19 protein-coding genes, 1 tRNA gene and 1 riboswitch are annotated in these 16,342 nt (G+C 70.3%); of the genes, 5 read left to right on the forward strand and 15 right to left on the reverse strand.

Annotated elements, in window-relative coordinates; all coding sequences use genetic code 11:
• Positions 1-132: 132 nt before the first annotated feature.
• A complete protein-coding gene (locus tag ACWEOW_RS09170; protein ID WP_452268879.1) occupies positions 133-507 on the forward strand; it encodes a thioesterase family protein in 375 nt (124 codons plus the stop codon).
• 84 nt (positions 508-591) lie between these two features.
• Here ACWEOW_RS09170 and ACWEOW_RS09175 read toward each other — a convergent pair whose 3' ends face one another.
• The 5 genes from ACWEOW_RS09175 to ACWEOW_RS09195 all read right to left on the reverse strand — a co-directional run bounded on the left by ACWEOW_RS09175 (position 592) and on the right by ACWEOW_RS09195 (position 2,951).
• Complete coding sequence (locus tag ACWEOW_RS09175; RefSeq protein ID WP_452268880.1) at positions 592-1,203, reverse strand: hypothetical protein; 612 nt, start codon at positions 1,201-1,203, stop codon at positions 592-594.
• Positions 1,204-1,332: 129 nt separating this feature from the next.
• The gene (locus ACWEOW_RS09180; protein ID WP_452268881.1) at positions 1,333-1,842 is read right to left on the reverse strand and encodes an SRPBCC family protein; all 510 of its coding nucleotides are present in this window, start codon (positions 1,840-1,842) and stop codon (positions 1,333-1,335) included.
• A complete protein-coding gene (locus tag ACWEOW_RS09185; RefSeq protein WP_452268941.1) occupies positions 1,839-2,222 on the reverse strand; it encodes an ArsR/SmtB family transcription factor in 384 nt (127 codons plus the stop codon). Before ACWEOW_RS09185 ends, ACWEOW_RS09180 begins: the two co-directional genes overlap by 4 nt.
• A 61-nt stretch (positions 2,223-2,283) precedes the next feature.
• Positions 2,284-2,637 carry a DMT family transporter gene (locus ACWEOW_RS09190; RefSeq protein ID WP_452268942.1) on the reverse strand — a complete coding sequence of 118 codons (354 nt, stop codon included), beginning with the start codon at positions 2,635-2,637 and terminating at the stop codon, positions 2,284-2,286.
• Entirely contained in the window at positions 2,637-2,951 is a 315-nt protein-coding gene (locus ACWEOW_RS09195) for a DMT family transporter (RefSeq protein WP_452268882.1), read from the reverse strand. The genes ACWEOW_RS09190 and ACWEOW_RS09195 overlap by 1 nt, the downstream gene beginning before the upstream one ends.
• A gap of 10 nt (positions 2,952-2,961) precedes the next feature.
• Positions 2,962-3,025: riboswitch (guanidine-III (ykkC-III) riboswitch) on the reverse strand.
• A gap of 105 nt (positions 3,026-3,130) precedes the next feature.
• On the opposite strand from ACWEOW_RS09195, the gene ACWEOW_RS09200 reads away from it, so the two are divergent.
• The 3 genes from ACWEOW_RS09200 to ACWEOW_RS09210 all read left to right on the forward strand — a co-directional run bounded on the left by ACWEOW_RS09200 (position 3,131) and on the right by ACWEOW_RS09210 (position 8,334).
• Positions 3,131-5,491 carry a CHAT domain-containing protein gene (locus ACWEOW_RS09200; RefSeq protein WP_452268883.1) on the forward strand — a complete coding sequence of 787 codons (2,361 nt, stop codon included), beginning with the start codon at positions 3,131-3,133 and terminating at the stop codon, positions 5,489-5,491.
• A gap of 1 nt (position 5,492) precedes the next feature.
• Entirely contained in the window at positions 5,493-7,619 is a 2,127-nt protein-coding gene (locus tag ACWEOW_RS09205) for a caspase family protein (protein ID WP_452268884.1), read from the forward strand.
• Positions 7,620-7,758: 139 nt separating this feature from the next.
• Complete coding sequence (locus ACWEOW_RS09210; RefSeq protein ID WP_452268885.1) at positions 7,759-8,334, forward strand: HdeD family acid-resistance protein; 576 nt, start codon at positions 7,759-7,761, stop codon at positions 8,332-8,334.
• A gap of 110 nt (positions 8,335-8,444) precedes the next feature.
• Here ACWEOW_RS09210 and ACWEOW_RS09215 read toward each other — a convergent pair whose 3' ends face one another.
• The 7 genes from ACWEOW_RS09215 to ACWEOW_RS09245 form a co-directional block, all read right to left on the reverse strand.
• Positions 8,445-8,768, reverse strand: a complete 324-nt coding sequence (locus ACWEOW_RS09215; protein WP_452268886.1) for a 2TM domain-containing protein — start codon at positions 8,766-8,768, stop codon at positions 8,445-8,447.
• A gap of 166 nt (positions 8,769-8,934) precedes the next feature.
• Positions 8,935-9,010 (reverse strand) — tRNA-Ala (locus ACWEOW_RS09220).
• Between the two features lie 116 nt (positions 9,011-9,126).
• Positions 9,127-9,786, reverse strand: a complete 660-nt coding sequence (locus tag ACWEOW_RS09225) for a histidine phosphatase family protein (protein WP_452268887.1) — start codon at positions 9,784-9,786, stop codon at positions 9,127-9,129.
• The gene (rsfS, locus tag ACWEOW_RS09230) at positions 9,783-10,190 is read right to left on the reverse strand and encodes a ribosome silencing factor (RefSeq protein WP_452268888.1); all 408 of its coding nucleotides are present in this window, start codon (positions 10,188-10,190) and stop codon (positions 9,783-9,785) included. The genes ACWEOW_RS09225 and rsfS overlap by 4 nt, the downstream gene beginning before the upstream one ends.
• Positions 10,187-10,864: a nicotinate-nucleotide adenylyltransferase gene (gene nadD, locus ACWEOW_RS09235; protein ID WP_452268889.1), complete on the reverse strand. Its 678-nt coding sequence runs from the start codon at positions 10,862-10,864 to the stop codon at positions 10,187-10,189. Before nadD ends, rsfS begins: the two co-directional genes overlap by 4 nt.
• 2 nt (positions 10,865-10,866) lie before the next feature.
• On the reverse strand, positions 10,867-11,076 hold the full coding sequence (locus ACWEOW_RS09240) for a hypothetical protein (protein WP_452268890.1): 210 nt from the start codon (positions 11,074-11,076) through the stop codon (positions 10,867-10,869).
• A 9-nt stretch (positions 11,077-11,085) separates the two neighbouring features.
• Positions 11,086-11,772 (reverse strand): DUF402 domain-containing protein, encoded by a 687-nt coding sequence (locus ACWEOW_RS09245; protein WP_452268891.1) that lies wholly within the window; start codon positions 11,770-11,772, stop codon positions 11,086-11,088.
• A gap of 76 nt (positions 11,773-11,848) precedes the next feature.
• Here ACWEOW_RS09245 and ACWEOW_RS09250 point away from each other — a divergent pair, with 76 nt between their 5' ends.
• Positions 11,849-13,051: a glycosyltransferase family 2 protein gene (locus tag ACWEOW_RS09250; protein ID WP_452268892.1), complete on the forward strand. Its 1,203-nt coding sequence runs from the start codon at positions 11,849-11,851 to the stop codon at positions 13,049-13,051.
• A gap of 98 nt (positions 13,052-13,149) precedes the next feature.
• Here ACWEOW_RS09250 and ACWEOW_RS09255 read toward each other — a convergent pair whose 3' ends face one another.
• The 3 genes from ACWEOW_RS09255 to ACWEOW_RS09265 all read right to left on the reverse strand — a co-directional run bounded on the left by ACWEOW_RS09255 (position 13,150) and on the right by ACWEOW_RS09265 (position 16,325).
• The gene (locus tag ACWEOW_RS09255; RefSeq protein ID WP_452268893.1) at positions 13,150-13,845 is read right to left on the reverse strand and encodes a class I SAM-dependent methyltransferase; all 696 of its coding nucleotides are present in this window, start codon (positions 13,843-13,845) and stop codon (positions 13,150-13,152) included.
• A gap of 46 nt (positions 13,846-13,891) precedes the next feature.
• Complete coding sequence (locus ACWEOW_RS09260; RefSeq protein WP_452268894.1) at positions 13,892-15,175, reverse strand: glutamate-5-semialdehyde dehydrogenase; 1,284 nt, start codon at positions 15,173-15,175, stop codon at positions 13,892-13,894.
• A gap of 130 nt (positions 15,176-15,305) precedes the next feature.
• Positions 15,306-16,325: a 1-aminocyclopropane-1-carboxylate deaminase gene (locus ACWEOW_RS09265; RefSeq protein ID WP_452268895.1), complete on the reverse strand. Its 1,020-nt coding sequence runs from the start codon at positions 16,323-16,325 to the stop codon at positions 15,306-15,308.
• Positions 16,326-16,342 lie beyond the last annotated feature (17 nt).

A 16,342-nucleotide genomic window follows, 5' to 3' on the forward strand; every position in this document is an offset into this window, starting at 1 on the left:
CCAGACTTGCAGCAGTGCGCGGCCGCGCACAGCGGGACACGCAGACCGATTCCCAGCCGGGTCCGTGGCTCGCGCTGACTCGCCAGTGGAGACGAGATCGGCACTTACAGAGTTCTCTGTCAGACTCGTCCAATGCCGATGCGCAAGTTCCACCACACCGTCACCGCCGACGACACGTCAGCCTCGATCGGAAGCGGTGACCTCGAGGTTCTGGCCACCCCCCGCCTCATCACGTGGTGCGAGAACGCTGCGTTCCAGGTGTGCAAGCAGAGCATCGACGCGGACCACACAACGGTCGGGACCATGGTCAAGATGGAGCACATCCGCGGCAGCGCGGTCGGCTCCGAGGTCGTGGTGCTCTGTGCCGAGCCGATCAACGACGGCCGTCGCCTGGTCTGTCACGTCACCGTCAAGGACGTTGACGGCGAGGAGGTCGCCCGCGGCGAGGTGCACCGGGCGGTCGTCGACCCCGACCGCTTCATGGCCAGGTGCCAGCGGCTCGTCTGAGCCCACGGCGCCACACCACAGCCGCACGCCCGGCAGCACCACCACACCACCGGCACGCCGCGGCCCCACCTCTCTCAGGCGACATCAGAGCACGTAGGCGTCACCCTCGCGGCGGAACCCCAGCCCCTCGTAGTACGGCTCCACCATCCCCGGCGGCATGACGACGCGATGGTAGCCGCGTCGCCGGAACGGCCCGTCGGGACCGAAGACGAACTCCCCTGGCGTGAGGTCACGGTGGCGCGGGGTCACCCAGTCGACGAGCAGCTGTGCGGTGGCGGCGCCTGCGTCGCGCATGACGACGACGCCGACCGTCTCGTCGCCCTTCAGGACGAGGAACGCCGGGTCGCCCGTGAACGGGTCGTGCACGAACTCGGGGTGCGTCTCGCGGATGTCCGCCTCGTGTCGGCGCAGCACGTGGCGCAGGTAGGTGTCGTCACCCTCGACCTCGAGCACCGTGAACTTCGCTGCGTCGTGGCGCTCGCGGGACATCTGTGCCAGGAACCAGATGTTGATCGCGCCGAGCACGATGTTGAGCCCGACCATCGGCCAGACGTGGTTGATGCCGTTGTAGACGATGAGGATGACGCAGCCGACGAGGTTGATCACGCGCAGCCGCCGCAGCTGCGTCTGCAGCAGCGACCAGACCAGCACCGCGGACCCGACCCAGCCGAGCGCCTCGAGCCACCAGGAACCCATGCCGGGAGCCTAGTGAGGGCCGATGGGTTCGACCCGGCGAACGTCGAGGGTCCCGAGCGCGGAGCCCGAAACCGTCGAGGGTCCGGCGACCGGTGCGGTCGCCGGACCCCTCGCCGGCGCAGCAGTGGCTCAGCCCTGGGCCTGCTCCGAGAAGATCGCGTCGAGCTCCTCGTATCCGGCGAGCACCCCTGACTCCATCCCGCTCGCGAGGATGGCGTCGCGGATCTCGAACGAGTCGACGACCGACAGCACGACGACGCGGGTGCGGCCGTCGCCGAGGTCCTCGAGGGTCGTGCAGTCGAGACTCACGCCGTCCGGCATGCCCTCCCAGGTGAAGGTCTGGACGATCCGCTGCGGACGCCGGACCTCGTGGAACGAGCCGTAGAAGCTCGCGATGACCTCGCCGCCACGAACGGCGTCGTACCGGTACCTGCCACCGGTGGTCGCCTCCCACTGCTTGAGGTTCATCAGGGTGTCCTTGGGCCCCAGCCAGCGAGCGACGAGGTCGGGATCGGTCAGGGCGGTGAACACGGTGTCCGGACTGGCGTCGAAGTCGCGGACGATCTTGACGGTCGGCACGTTCGGGTCGGCCTCGATGGTCGTCTCGTGGGTGCCCTGCGGGTAGGTCTGGATGGTCATGATGCTTCTCCTTGTGATGTGCGGTGTGGGGTGCCCTGTGCGCGTTCCGCGTCCGACTCCTGCAGCTCGGCGAGGACGGCGTCGAGGCGGGTGAACCGCTCCTGGGCCTGCCGGCGGTAGCGCTCGATCCACTTGGTCATGAGGTCGAACACCTCCGCTTCCAGATGGACGGGTCGGCGTTGCGCCTCGCGGGTGCGGGTGACCAGGCCGGCCTCCTCGAGCACCTTGAGGTGCTTCGAGACCGCCTGGACCGTCATCCCGTACGGGTCGGCGAGCTGCCCGACGGTCGCGTCGCCGTCGGTCAGGCGCGCGACCATGTCGCGGCGGGTCGGGTCGGCGAGTGCGGCGAAGACTCGCGACAGCCGGTCGTCGGTCACGATGCGCTCCTTCGTTATCAACCAATTGGTTGATAACTACTCTAGAGCTCGCCTTCTGCCTTTGTCAACCGTTTGGTTGAGGAAGATCGTCGGGCCGCGGCCCGTGCCCCACGACCTTGAGGCCGATGACCGCTCCGACGATCCCGGCGAGCAGCAGCGCCTTCGCCCAGGAGAACGCCTCACCGCCGAAGGCCATCGCCCAGCCGACGGTGAGCGCTGCCCCGACACCTGTCCACACGGCATACGCGGTGCCGATAGGGATCGAGCGCGTCGCGCGGGCCAGGCCCACCATGCTCAGGGTCCCGGCGACGAAGAACACCAGGCTCGGCACGAGCACGGACAGCCCGTCGGAGGCCGCGAGCGCGGACGCCCACACAGCCTCGAGAACGGCACTAGCAAGCAGGACGAGCCACGGCATCATGCCACCGCCTTGAGTCCGGCGACGCACGCCACGAGCAGCACGAGCAGCACGGCGCGGGCGGCGCTGAGCCGCTCCTGGCCGCGGGCCACCGCGAGCAGGACGGTGCCGACGGCACCGATGCCCACCCAGACGGCGTATGCCGTCCCGCCGGGCAGCCCGGTCATCGCCCAGGCGAGGCCGACCATGCTGAGCAGCAGCGAGACGGCGAACAAGGCCGTCGCTCGAGGACGGCGGAAGCCGTCAGACGCGGCGAGCGCGGTGGCCCACACGGCCTCCAGCGCTCCCGAGATGACCAGGACAAGCCAGAACATGGCAAACCGTTCTGGCCGTCTTGTCGCTGGGCGGGTACGGCTCCCTCGTCCGCGCACGCACTGCTGCGTGCTCACCGAAATTCTACCAATCGGGCGTGTCCGGCAGAAATCGTGTATCACCCGATGTGGCCGAGCGTACTGTCGAGTGCAGGTGCGGTTCCTGCAGACCGAGGATTGCCATGAGCCGTGACTATCTCGACTTCGACCTCGCCGTCACCCGCGAGGGCCAGGGGTATGCCGCACGCGTCGTCGCGTCGCCCGCCGGCCAGGTCTCCGCGCCCTTCACGCTCCCCTTCTCGCTCGTCGAGCTCGCGCAGTTCATGAATGCCGTCGGGCCGCCGAGGGTCTCCTCGCGCCGGCTCGTGCCTGCCGAGGCGAGAGTGGTCGACGTCAAGGACTATGGCCGCCGGCTCGGTGACGCGCTGCTCGCCGGCGAGGTGGCCCGGGCCTTCCGGGAGAGCCTGACGACAGCGACGAGCCAGGGCAAGGACCTGCGACTGCGCCTTCGCCTCGACGCGGTGCCCGACCTCGACCCGGTGCCCTGGGAGTACCTCTACGACACGCGCCTCGACCGCTTCCTCGCCCTGTCGCAGGAAACGCCGGTCGTGCGGCTCATCGACTCGGCCGACCGGCCTCCGGCCGTCGAGGTCGAGCCACCGATGCGTGTCCTGGTGATGATCTCGAGCCCGAGCGACATGCCCGAGCTCGCGGTCGAACGGGAGGAGCAGCTGCTGCGCGCCACGACCGGTGACCTGGTCAAGGCCGGGCAGCTCGAGATCGTCGTTCTGGAGGACGCGACCCTAACCTCCCTGCAACGAGCCCTGCTCGACGACTACCACGTCTTTCACTTCATCGGGCACGGCGGGTTCGACCAGCAGGCCCAGGAAGGGGTGCTCGTCCTCGAGCGCGAGGACGGCACCGCCCACCGGGTCAGCGGCGTGCGCCTCGGCACCCTGCTGCACGACGCGCGCGGCCTCCAGCTCGCCGTCCTCAACGCCTGCGAGGGAGCTCGCACATCGGGTCGCGATGCCTTCTCGGGCGTCGGACAGGCGCTCGTACGCCAGGGCCTGCCCGCGGTCGTGGCCATGCAGACCGAGATCTCCGACCGGGCCGCTCTCGTCTTCAGCCACGAGTTCTACTACTTCCTGTCCCGTGGGCTCGGCATCGATGCCGCCATCTGCGAGGTCCGCAAGGCCATGGCCGTGTCCGACGAGGCGTCCGAATGGGGCACCGCCGTCCTGCTCAGGTCCGGCACCGACCAGCCGTTCACCGTCACGGCGCAGCCGGTCGCATCGACCCGCCGCACGGAGTCTCGACTCGAGTCGCTCTACGACGCCGCACAGGGCGCCCTGGCGGCGCAGGCGCCTGGCACGGCCTTGCCGATGCTCGAGCAGATCGCGGCCGAGCAACCCGACTACCAGGACGTCACCGAGCTCATCGAGCGGGTCCGGCCGAGCGTCGATGGCGGTCCAGATCGGGCGCCGGCCCCGGACCTGCCCCCGGGCACCGGCGGCGGGCCATCCGGGGCCCATGACGTCGGAGCGACCGGGGTCCCGGGCGGGGAACCCCAGGCCGCAGGCAGCGGCGGAGCGCCGCCGACCATAGCCCTGCCGCTCACGGGCGGGGAACCGCCGCACCAGGAGGGTCCGCCCCCGAGACACGAGCCCCCGCCTTCGGCAGAGGAGTCGGCGCATCATGGCTTCCGCTTCAGCAAGCTGGTGCGGCCGCTCCTGCTCCTCGCCGTCATCGTCGCCGCCCTGGTCGCCTGGCGGTTCCTGCCCAGCCTGCTGCAGAAGAGCCCCCTCGTCTCCGTCGCGTGCGGCTCGTCGGAGCAGCTCGGCAACACGGCCGGCTCGGACTTCACCATCGGCTGCGCCCCAGTCGCTCCGACGATCGACGGGTCCTTCGACGACTGGCGCTCCATCCCGTTCCACGACATCACCGCGACCATCACACCGTCGCCTGACCGCCAGCCCGGCCTGCGCGGCCAGTGGCAGGCCCTCTGGGATGCCGACGGCCTCTACGTGCACGTCATCGTCACCGACGACGACATTCGGCCGGTCCAGGCCCCGGCGTCGGCCTGGTTCCAGGGAGACGGGGTGTCGTTCGAGATCGGTCCCGACCCCAGCAAGCTCAAGAGCAGCGCACCCCTGCGTCCGGGCCGCGACTTCCACGTCATCATCGGTCTGCTGGAGAACGACGACCGTGGCGCCGCGGCCGCGATCAACCCCGTGGGCACGGGTCGGGGCGGCGTGCTCGTCTTCGTCAAGGGCAAGGCCCATCCCGAGATCACCGTCGCGCGGCGAAACACCTCCGACGGGTACGAGCTCGAGGCAAAGGTGCCGTGGAGCTCCATCGGACGAGACCTGGCACCCTCGCGGGGTACCGTCCTCGGGCTCAACTTCAACATCAGCGACGCGTTCCCGCTCCCCCACTCCTGGGCGCTTCGGTCCATGCTCAGCAGCAACCCCGACCGGTCCTCCGACAACCAGAACCATCCCGGCACCTGGCAGACCGCCATGCTGTCGGATGCCTCGTGACATGCCTGGTCGCCTTTACGCCCTCCTCGTCGGCATCGACGCCTACCCGTCACCCGTGCCGCAGCTGCAGGGATGCGTCAACGACGTCGTGGTCTTCGCCGACGTGCTGCGGCAGCGGGTCGGCGCGGACGACCTCGACCTGCTCACTCTGACCGACGCCGGGGCCACCCGGGTCGCGGTCACCCGGCACTTCACCCAGCACCTCGGCCGCGCGAGCGCCGAGGACGTCGCGCTGTTCTACTACAGCGGGCACGGCTCCCAGCAGGCCACGCCCGAGGAGCTGTGGCCGATGGAGCCCGACCACCGCAACGAGACGATCGTGTGCTTCGACAGCCGCCAGCCGGGCTGCTGGGATCTTGCCGACAAGGAGCTCGCCGTCCTCGTCGGCGGGGTGGCGGCCTCCGGCTGCCACGTGCTCGTCGTGCTCGACTGCTGCCACTCCGGCGGGGGGACGCGCGACGCCGACGAGGTCGTACGGCTCGCTCCGGTCGACCCGAGGCCCCGTCCCGTGACGACGTTCCTCGACGGCGTGGCCGGGCTCGCGGCCATGGCATCGACGGCACCGACGGCACCGACCGCACCGACGGCAACGGTGGCAGCGGTGGCGTCTACGGCAGCGACGGCACCCACAGGACCAACGGCATTCATACCTCCCATGGCGCCCACAGGTCCGACGGCAGGAGCGGCCTCGACCGCGCGTTGGGATGCTGCCCCGCGCTGGTCGCTGCCCATCGCGCGTCACGTGCTGCTGGCGGCGTGCCGGTCCTCGGAGCGGGCCAAGGAGGTGACCGTGCTCGGGCGCCAGCGGGGCGCGCTCTCGGCGGCGCTCGAGACAGCGCTGCTCGGCGGCGACGGGCGGCCGTCGTACCGGGATGTCCTGCGGATGGTGACCTCCGATGTCCTGGGCCGCGTCTCCGACCAGCACCCGCAGCTCGAGTCGGCCGACGCCACCGAGCTCGACCGTCCCTTCCTCGGCGGCGCGATCCCCGCGACACCGCGGCCACTGACCCTGAGCCGTATGCCGGACGGCTGGTCCATCGACTCGGGCGCCGTCCACGGCGTCCCTGAGCCGATCGGCGACGACACGACCGAGCTCGCCGTGTACCCGCTGACCGGGGCGACCTCGGGGTCTCCACTCGCCACCGCCCGGGTGACCACGGTCCTGCCCGACCGCAGCCTCGTGGCCCTCGCTCCGGACCTCGACCCCGGTTTCGTGTACCGCGCCGTGGTCACCTCGATCCCGCTGCGACCGATGACGGTGTGCGTCGTCGGCGACGACGCGGGCACCGCCGCTCTGCGCGCCGCGGCCGACAACGCCGACGAGACCCTCGTCGACCTGGCCTCGGGCACCAGCACCGAGGTCGCCGACCTTGTCGTCGAGGCGACCCCCAGCGGCTTCGTCATCACGCGGCCCGGAGTCACTCGACCGCTCGTGCCCGTCGTGGCGGGCGAGGGCCGTGAGCAGCGGACCATCGCAGCGCTCGAACACGTGGCCCGCTGGCTTCGGCTCTCCGGACTGTCGAACCCGGGCACGCAGCTGCCCGCCGGGGCCGTGCAGCTGACCATCGATACACCCTCGGGCCCGGTCGGGGCAGGCGGCACCGTCAACATCGCCTATGCCGGTGACACCGCTCCGCAGTTCACTGTGGGTCTCGTCAACACGACCCCCGAGCCTCTCTGGGCGGCACTGCTCGACCTCACGGAGACCTACGGGATCTTCACTGACGCGTTCCCGGCTGGGTCGGTCGCCCTCGGGCCCGGCGAAGCCACCAGCGTCGACCTCGTCGGCCAGGTGTCGGACGAGCTCTGGCAGGCCGGGACGGTGTCACTGCGCGACCAGCTCATGGTGGTGACCGGCACGATCGAGTTCGACCCCAGGTCCCTCGAGCAGGACGAGCTCGACGTGACCGTCGTCCCATCACCGGCGACCACCCCGACGACGACGACCCGCGGCGGCGATGCCCTTTCAGCAGGCGGTCACGGGGTCCGGTCCGTGGACGAGGCGTCCAACCTCGACCGTGCCCTCGATGGCACGCGGACCCGTCGGCTCGGTCCCAGCACGGCGTCGGCGGCCGTCGCGGACTGGCGCACCGACTCGGTGTTCGTCGTCACGTCACGTCCGCGCTGAGCCGTGCCGGGCGGCATACGCGGGCCGGCTGCGTCGGTCTCACCTGAATCGGATGATCCCAAAAGTGACGGGTGTGACGACGATGGAGATGCCACGGGCGTCCGTGGTCGACCAGTGGTCGACGTCGAAAGGACAACTCATGTCTGAAGTGTTCCTCACCCGCAAGCGCACCGGGTGGGACATCGTGCTTGGCATCCTCCTTCTGCTCGCCGGCGTCATCGTGCTCGCGCACTCCGTGATCGCGACCGCCGTCTCGGTGCTGTTCATCGGGTGGATGCTGCTGCTGTCGGGGCTCGTGGCGTTCGTCGCCTCGTTCTTCCACCGTGAGGGCGGCCATTTCTGGCTCATCGCCCTCTCCGGTGCGCTGATGTTCGTGCTCGGCCTGTTCATGGTGCGCAACCCGTCGGTCGCGGCGCTGTCCCTGACTCTCATGGCCGGTGCGCTCTTCCTCGTCTCGGGCATCGTCCGCCTCGTCGTGTCCGCATCGGACAAGGAGGACCGCGTCGTGCTCATCATCGGCGGCGTCGTCTCGACCATCCTTGGCCTCATCGTCCTGTTCAACATCTGGGCCGCGACGCTGACGCTGCTCGGCATCCTCGTCGGCATCGAGGCACTCATCGAGGGCGTGACGCTGCTCATCATGGGCCGCTACCACGCGGAGACCGCTGACCTGGCGGCCCCGGCAACAACTCCCCCGCCCGCAGCGACCGCCTGAAGCTGACCGCCGGAGCGTGGCCGCCTCACGGCGCACACCCGTGGCGAACCGAACGATGGGCCGGACGTGACTCGTCCGGCCCATCGTCGTCCACCCGGCTTCCGCCGTCGTCAGGTGCGGTCGCGCAGCCGGTCCATCTCGCGAGTGACCTCGATCTCGGTCGGGGGCCTCGTCATGAAGACGTCCCAGGCATGCATCACCAGTCCGACGCCCCAGCCGGCGATCGGGAAGATCGGCCAGAAGAAGCCGCTCCCGGTCATCATCCAGATCGCGACGATCATGCCGTTGACGAGCGCATACACCAGCAGGTGCACGCGGAAGTCCGCCTTCTTCTTCAGCGTCTCGATGGCCTGTGCCCGCAAACCATCCTCGCCCTGTGCTCCCGTGCGATCGACCGTCGCGTCGACGCTCTCGACGTTCGTCTCCTTGTCCATCCTTGTGCACCTCCTGGTCCGACCATCGCGGAGCAGCGATCGCGGCGCCAGAGGCGAACGTCCCGCGACAGAACGTCCCGCGACCCCGTCGCGCACTGGCCTGCCTATAAACGTCTTGAGATGCAAGAAGGGCCGGACGAAAAAGCGTGTCCGGCCCTTTGCCATCTGGTGGAGCTGAGGGGACTCGAACCCCTGACCCCCTCCATGCCATGGAGGTGCGCTACCAGCTGCGCCACAGCCCCGTACGGGTGTCACCTCGGTGAAGCGACTGCGTAACAATAGCGGGTCGTCCGGCTCGATCCCAAATCGGATCGGGCGCCGGCACAGGCGCCCCGGAGGTGCTCGCGCCGGCGTCAGGTCAGCTCCGCCAGGGGCCGAGGTTCCAGCCGGCGATCCGCCACCGCTTCTCGTTGGAGAAGCTCTTCCCGGCCTCGACGAGCTCCACCCAGTGGCAGTTGTCCAGGCCTCGGAGCACCCGGTCGGACAGCTCCTGCGACAGCCCGACGAGCTCCGCCGCCGCCACTCGGCCCGAGACGCCATGGGCCACGACGACCGCCGTCTCGCCGGGCAGGAGCTCCCGCTCGACCTCCCGCATCACCGCGCCGACCCGTGCGGCCACATCGGCGCGGGTCTCCCCCGTGACTCCCTTGGGGACGTCCTCCCCCCGGTCGAGCGCCGCGATGAGATCGGGGTACTGCTCCTTGACCTGGTCGGCGTGCATCCCCTGCCACTGCCCCACGTGCACCTCCCGAAGGCGCGCGTCGAGGCGCACGTCAAGCCCGGTCAGCTCGGCGATGGCGTCAGCGGTCGAGGCCGCGCGCCGCAGGTCGCTCGAGAACAGCAGCACCGGGCCGTATGCCGCAAGGTGCGGTGCGGCCTCGCGCACTTGTTCACGCCCGCGCTCTGACAGGTCGGTGTCCTTGTGCCCCTGCCAGACGCGCGCCGCGTTGTCGACCGTCTCGGCGTGCCGCATGATGACGATCCGCCGCGGACCCGGCGCCTGGGGCCTGGTGGTCACGCCTCGGCGTCCTCGGTCTCCTCCGACCTGGGGCGCTCGGGCGTCTCGATCGTCGACAGGTCGATCTCGGGGCAGTCCTTCCAGAGGCGCTCCAGGGCGTAGTACTGCCGCTCCTCCTCGTGCTGCACGTGCACGATGATGTCGCCGAAGTCCATCAGCACCCACCGGCCGTCCCGCTCCCCTTCGCGCCGCACCGGCTTGCTGCCGAGCTCGCGAAGGCGGTCCTCGACCTCGTCGACGATGGCCCCGACCTGGCGCTCCGACGGCGCCGACGCGATGACGAACACGTCGGTCAGCGGCATCTGGTCGCTGACATCGATGGCCATCACCCTCTCGGCGAGCTTCTCGTCGGCGGCGACGGCGGCCGCCTTGGCCAGCTGGAGGGAACGTTCTGGAGCGGTCACGAGTCTCCTTGGGACAGATGGTTCTCGAGCGCGGCCCGCGTGGTCCTCGTCGGATGGGTCGACGGGTCGTGCAGGACGCTGCCCGCCTCGGCCGGCTCGGCGGCATACAGGCGGTACTTGTTGATGTACTGGACGACGCCGTCGGGCACGAGATACCAGACCGGCTCGCCGTCGGCGACCCGCGCGCGGCAGTCAGTCGAGCTGATCGCCATCGCCGGCACCTCCTGGAGGGTGACGCGGTCCTCGGGCAGTCCCTTGTCGGACAGGACATGACCCGGGCGGGTGACGCCGATGAAGTGCGCGAGCTCGAACAGCCGCTCGACGTCCTTCCACGACAGGATCTCGGCGAGCGCGTCGGCGCCGGTGATGAAGAACAGCTCGTCGTCGGGGCGGTCGGCCTTGATGTCGCGCAGTGTGTCGATCGTGTAGGTCAGTCCCGGCCGGTCGATGTCGACGCGGCTGACGGTGAAGCGCGGGTTGGAGGCCGTCGCGATGACGGTCATCAGGTAGCGGTCCTCGGCGGGTGAGACGCGGCGCTCGGCCTTCTGCCAGGGCTGGCCGGTCGGGACGAATACGACTTCGTCCAGGCCGAAGAGCGACTGGACCTCACTGGCGGCGACGAGGTGGCCATGGTGGATCGGGTCGAACGTCCCACCCATGACGCCGAGGCGCATGCTCAGTGGTGGGACCCGTCAGGTCCGCTCGGGTGGCGCGGGTCCTGGGCGGCGGGACGCCGCACCTTGTACGCGGTGTTGCGGAACGTCCAGGTGATCCCGAGAAGGACCAGGAAGATCGCGAAGACGATGAAGAAGTAGGCGATCACGGGCATGGGGAGCTCGCGAGCGGCTTCCCCCTCGGCAACGAGCGCGAAGACACGATCAGACATGCCGTCAGCCTAGCGCCAGCCCCCGTATGCCGTCCGGCGGGCCGGGAGACCGCCGAGCGCTCCAGACTCGGCCCGGCGGAGCCACCCCGGCCCCACCGACCCGAACGGCTCGTCCCCTGCCGCGACGGCGTCGAGGACCACATCGCGCCAGTGGCGCGCAAGTGCGACGACCTCGGCGGGGTAGTCGAGCTCGACGCGGTGCTGCTCGAACTCGTCCTCGTCGTCGACGTACAGGTCGCCCTCGCGCGTCAGCACGATGTCCAGGTCGAGGTCGACCATGGCCACCTCCCACAGCGGGGCGTCCCGACCGTCCCCCAGCTGGGAGCCGGGGGTCCGGCGCTGCCAGCGGGGCTCGGTTGTCATGTCGACGTAGACGCTGATCTCCTTGGGGTCCGGGTAGAAGCCCGCGGCATACGCCCCGATGTGCGGCACCATCGAGACCCAGCCGACCGCCTCCTCGAAGTCCATCCCCGGGCGGACGCATCGAGTGCCGGGCGGGGCGTACCACCAGTGGCCGTGGACGTCCGCCCCGAGGTAGCGACCGGCCCACTCCCAGTGCGGCCCTCCGCCCCACTTCGTGAAGCGCCCTGCGACAGGTGTGCCGACGGCGAGGCCTCCGGGCGGCATACCTCCGACGGACGGCAAGCCCGCCGGCGGCGTCCGGTCCCCGCGGCGCTCTGGTCTCGGCGACGTCACCGTCCGAACGCTACGGCACAGCGGGCTCCCAGCACGGTGACAGGGCGAGCCCACCTGCGGCCGTAGGCTAGATGTCATGGTTCCCGAGCTTTCCGTCGTCATCCCCATGTTCAACGAGGAGGAGGTGCTCCCTCTGCTCGTCGACCGGCTGCGCCCCCTGCTCGACGGGATGGGCGGCACCTACGAGGTCGTCGCGGTCGACGACGGGAGCAAGGACCTCACGGCGGCGCTGCTGCAGCGCTACCACCGCGAGTGGCCCCAGCTGCGGGTCGTCCGGCTGCGCGCCAATGCCGGCCACCAGGCCGCCATCTCCGCAGGGCTCGTGTGCGCGCTCGGCGACTACGTCGTGACGCTTGACGCCGACCTGCAGGACCCGCCGGAGATCATCCCCCAGATGCTCGCCGCAGCGAAGGACGACGGCGTCGACGTCGTCTACGGCGTGCGCAGCGACCGGTCCACCGACACGTGGTTCAAGCGGTTCTCCGCGCAGATGTTCTATCGGCTCATCGGCCTCATGTCGCCGACGAAGGCGCACGCGGACGCGGGTGACTACCGCCTCATGTCGCGGGCCACGGTCGACGCGGTCAACAGCCTCCCCGAGCACAACCGCGTGCTCCGCTTCATCGTCCCCGCGCTGAACTTCCCGTCCGACACCGTCGAGTACAAGCGCGAGGAGCGCGCGGCGGGCTCCTCGAAGTACCCGCTGATGAAGATGGTCAAGCTCTCGCTCGACTCGCTGACGGGCTTCTCCACGGCCCCGCTGCGGATGGCCACATTCGCCGGCCTCGGCGGCGCGGTGCTCGCGCTGCTCCTGCTCATCTACACCCTGGTCGCCCGCTCGCAGGGGCACACCGTCGCCGGCTGGACCTCGACGGTGGCGATCGTCGCGGGCGTCGGGGCCGTCCAGCTCGTCTGCGTGGGGATCCTCGGGGAGTACATCGGTCGCATGTACGCCCATATGCAGGGGCGCCCGACGTACTTCATCGCCTACGACTCGATGACCACCGAGGTCCGAGAGCACGGACCCACCGACACACCGCTTCCGGCGCAGCCCACCGCCGCCCCGATCCACGTGGCCGGCGAGCCGGTCGCGCGACCGGTCGGACCGCTCGTCGCCGCCGGCTCCCCCGGCAGCCTCAGCGCCAACGGGCACCCGGGCGGCACGTCGCGCGAGCGGACGCCGGACACCACGCAGGACACCACCCAGGACACCGTGCAGGCCACGACGCCGAACACCGCACCGGCCGGCACGCCGGAGCACACTCAGCTGCTCGGCTGATTCCCGACTGCGTCGGGTCCGGCCCCAGTGCCACGGGGTGGGCCCGGCGGTCAGCCTGCACGCGGCCGCGCGGTCAGCCCAGCGTGCGGGCGTCGCGGTCAGCCGCGCGGCTGTGCGCGCACGAGCAGGCTGACGCCCGGCAGGGACTTGACGGGCAGGTAGCGCTCCGCGGTGATGATGGTGCGCAGCCCGAAGTTCACGACCGGGTTGAGGTCCTCGAGGTCCGATCCGCTGCTCGTCCGGCGGTGCATCGCGACCACCGGCCTCAGTAGCACGTTCCAGGAGCGCACGTCCGTCACCTCGAACCGTCCACGGTCGAGCAGGTCGAGCAGGCCCTCGCGCGTGTACCGCCGAACGTGGTCCACCGCCTCGTCGTGGCTGGACCAGAGCCGCGGGTCGGCCGGAACGGCGACGAGGTACGTGCCATTGGGCTTGAGCACCCGGTGCACCTCTGCCACGGCGGCGTCGTCGTCGTGCAGGTGTTCGAGCAGGTCGAACTCGATGACCAGGTCGAGGGAGTCGTCCGCGAGCGGCAGGCTCGTGGCGTCGCCGCGCAGCGTGGCCAGGCCACGCGTGTGCGCCACCTCCGCGCCGTCGGCGCCGTACTCCAGGGCGACGGCCTCCCAGCCGTGCTCACGCAGCACCCGGGTGTTGCCACCTCCGGCCGCTCCGATGTCGATGGCGCGGCCGGGGGTCATTCCGGCGATCGCCTTGGCAAGGAGGTGACGACGCTCGCGGTACCACCAGTGGGTGTCCTCCAGCTCAGCGAGCTTGCGGACCTCGGTGCCTTCCATGGTGGGACATCATGCCATCAGGTCCGGAGTGCCCCCGGGGCGCCCGTCAGCGCACGTGTCCGTCGCCCTCGACCACCCACTTGGTCGTGGTCAGCTCAGGCAGCGCCATCGGGCCGCGGGCGTGCAGCTTCTGGGTCGAGATACCGATCTCGGCTCCGAAGCCGAACTCGCCACCATCGGTGAACCGCGTGCTCGCGTTGACCATGACAGCCGCCGCGTCGACCTCCGCCGTGAAGCGTCGTGCGGCCGCGCGGTCCTCGGTGACGATGGCCTCGGTGTGGCCCGTGCCGTACCGGCGGATCCGCTCCATGGCCTCGTCGAGGTCGTCGACGACGGCGACGCTCATCTCGAGGCCGTGCCACTCGGTGCCGAAGTCGGCCTCGCTCGCGAGGTCGTATGCCGCTCCCGCAGCCTCGGCGTACTCGGTGACCTCGGGTGCCACGTGCAGTCTCACCCCGGCCCCGGCAAGGTCCGTCAGAGCCTTGGGAAGGAAGTCGGCCGCGACGTCGCGATGCACGAGAAGCGACTCCGCCGCGTTGCAGACGCTCGGGCGGTGGGTCTTTGCGTTGAACGTGATGGCCTGCGCCTTGTCGAGGTCTGCCCGCCGGTCGACGTAGACGTGGCACACGCCGATGCCGGTCTCGATGACCGGCACGGTCGACTCCTGGACGACGGTCTGGATGAGGTCCGCTCCGCCACGTGGGATGACGAGGTCGACGTAGCCGCGAGCGGTCATGAGGGCGCGGGCAGCGTCGCGGCCTCCTTCCTCGAGGAGGGCGACAGCATCGACCGGAAGACCTTGTGCGGCAAGGGAGTCGCGCATGGCGGTGACGAGCGCGTGGTTGGTGCTCGCTGCCGCCGACCCGCCGCGGAGGATGACCGCGTTGCCGGACTTGAGGGCTAGCCCCGCGGCGTCGACGGTGACGTTGGGACGTGCCTCGTAGATCATGCCGATGACGCCCATCGGCACCCGGACCTGACGGATCTGCAGGCCGTTGGCGAGCGTGGACCCCCGGACGACCTCGCCGACGGGGTCCGGCAAGGCGGCCACGTCGCGCAGCGCCTGGGCCACCGCGCGCACGCGCGACTCGTCGAGACGCAGCCGGTCCTGCAGGCTCTCGGTCATGCCGTTGGCCCGGCCACGCTCGATGTCCTGCGCGTTGGCCGCGACGACGGCGGGTGCAGCGGCCTCGACGGCGTCGGCGAGGTGGAGCAGCGCGGCGTCCTTTTCGGCGCGTGACATCAGGGCGAGCCGTCGCGAGGCGACCCGCGCCTGCCCGGCGAGACCGGTCACGTAGTCGACGACGGCGGGGTCGATCGCTTGCGTCATGCGACCAGCGTAGGTCTGCGTGGCCGCGGGTCACGCATCCTTTCCGTGGGCTGGGACCGCGCGGGCCAGCATACGACCCGTGGCGAAGCAGTCTGTGCTCATGGAAACGACCCCTAGAGCATGGGAGGCGTCAGTCGAAGATCCCGCTGTAGGCGTTGAGGGCGGGCTGGCCGCCGAGGTGGGCGAAGAGGACGGTGGAGTCCCTGGCGATCTCGCCGGACGTGACGAGGTCGACGAGCCCGGCCATCGACTTTCCCTCGTAGACGGGGTCGATGATCATGCCTTCGAGACGCCCGGACAGGCGGATCGCCTCGATGGTCGACTCGACCGGGATGCCGTAGAGGTCGCCCGCCCAGCCGTCGAGCACCGTGACCTCTTCGTCCCGCACGTCACGCTCGAGCCCGATGAGGCGGGCGGTGCTGCGGGCGATCCGGCCGACCTGGTCGCGGGTCTTGTCCAGCGTGGCCGAGGCGTCGATGCCCAGCACCCGTCGCGGGCGCCCGCCGGCGTCCTCGAGCGCGGCGAACCCGGCGATCATGCCGGCGTGCGTCGACCCGGTGACGGTGCACACGACGATGGTGTCGAAGAAGACGCCGAGCTCCTGCTCCTGTGCGGCCACTTCGTACGCCCAGCCCACAAAGCCGAGCCCGCCGAGCGGGTGCTCGGACGCGCCCGCCGGGATGGCGTAAGGCCTGCCCCCGGACGCCTCGACCTCGGCAAGGGCGTCCTCCCACGACCTTCGGATGCCGATGTCGAAACCGGCCGGGTCGAGCCTCACGTCGGCGCCCATGATCCGCGACAGGAGAATGTTGCCGACCCTGTCGTTCACGGGGTCGTCCCAGTCGACCCATTTCTCCTGGACCAGGCGGCACTTGAGGCCGAGCTTCGCGGCCACCGCGGCGACCTGCCGGGTGTGGTTGCTCTGGTACCCGCCGATCGACACCAGGGTGTCGGCCCCTTGGGCGAGCACGTCGGGCACGATGTACTCGAGCTTGCGGGTCTTGTTGCCGCCGAAGGCGAGTCCGGAGCTGACGTCCTCCCGTTTGGCCCAGACCTGGGCGCCGCCGAGGTGCGCGCTCAGCCGGTCGAGCGGGTGCACGGGGCTGGGGCCGAAAGTGAGCGGGTAGCGCTCGAAGTCGTAGATGGACATGCGGGTCTCCTTCGGGG

The organism is Monashia sp. NPDC004114 (assembly GCF_053603855.1).

Bases quoted from the DNA above. Each gene is read 5' to 3' on its own strand.
- ACWEOW_RS09265 (WP_452268895.1), bottom strand. From the start codon at position 16,325: ATGTCCATCTACGACTTCGAGCGCTACCCGCTCACTTTCGGCCCCAGC.
- ACWEOW_RS09260 (WP_452268894.1), bottom strand. From the start codon at position 15,175: ATGACGCAAGCGATCGACCCCGCCGTCGTCGACTACGTGACCGGTCTC.
- ACWEOW_RS09240 (WP_452268890.1), bottom strand. From the start codon at position 11,076: ATGTCTGATCGTGTCTTCGCGCTCGTTGCCGAGGGGGAAGCCGCTCGC.
- ACWEOW_RS09210 (WP_452268885.1), top strand. From the start codon at position 7,759: ATGTCTGAAGTGTTCCTCACCCGCAAGCGCACCGGGTGGGACATCGTG.
- ACWEOW_RS09175 (WP_452268880.1), bottom strand. From the start codon at position 1,203: ATGGGTTCCTGGTGGCTCGAGGCGCTCGGCTGGGTCGGGTCCGCGGTG.
- ACWEOW_RS09215 (WP_452268886.1), bottom strand. From the start codon at position 8,768: ATGGACAAGGAGACGAACGTCGAGAGCGTCGACGCGACGGTCGATCGC.
- ACWEOW_RS09180 (WP_452268881.1), bottom strand. From the start codon at position 1,842: ATGACCATCCAGACCTACCCGCAGGGCACCCACGAGACGACCATCGAG.
- ACWEOW_RS09170 (WP_452268879.1), top strand. From the start codon at position 133: ATGCCGATGCGCAAGTTCCACCACACCGTCACCGCCGACGACACGTCA.
- ACWEOW_RS09205 (WP_452268884.1), top strand. From the start codon at position 5,493: ATGCCTGGTCGCCTTTACGCCCTCCTCGTCGGCATCGACGCCTACCCG.
- ACWEOW_RS09195 (WP_452268882.1), bottom strand. From the start codon at position 2,951: ATGTTCTGGCTTGTCCTGGTCATCTCGGGAGCGCTGGAGGCCGTGTGG.
- ACWEOW_RS09250 (WP_452268892.1), top strand. From the start codon at position 11,849: ATGGTTCCCGAGCTTTCCGTCGTCATCCCCATGTTCAACGAGGAGGAG.
- ACWEOW_RS09190 (WP_452268942.1), bottom strand. From the start codon at position 2,637: ATGCCGTGGCTCGTCCTGCTTGCTAGTGCCGTTCTCGAGGCTGTGTGG.
- nadD (WP_452268889.1), bottom strand. From the start codon at position 10,864: ATGCGCCTCGGCGTCATGGGTGGGACGTTCGACCCGATCCACCATGGC.
- ACWEOW_RS09200 (WP_452268883.1), top strand. From the start codon at position 3,131: ATGAGCCGTGACTATCTCGACTTCGACCTCGCCGTCACCCGCGAGGGC.
- ACWEOW_RS09255 (WP_452268893.1), bottom strand. From the start codon at position 13,845: ATGGAAGGCACCGAGGTCCGCAAGCTCGCTGAGCTGGAGGACACCCAC.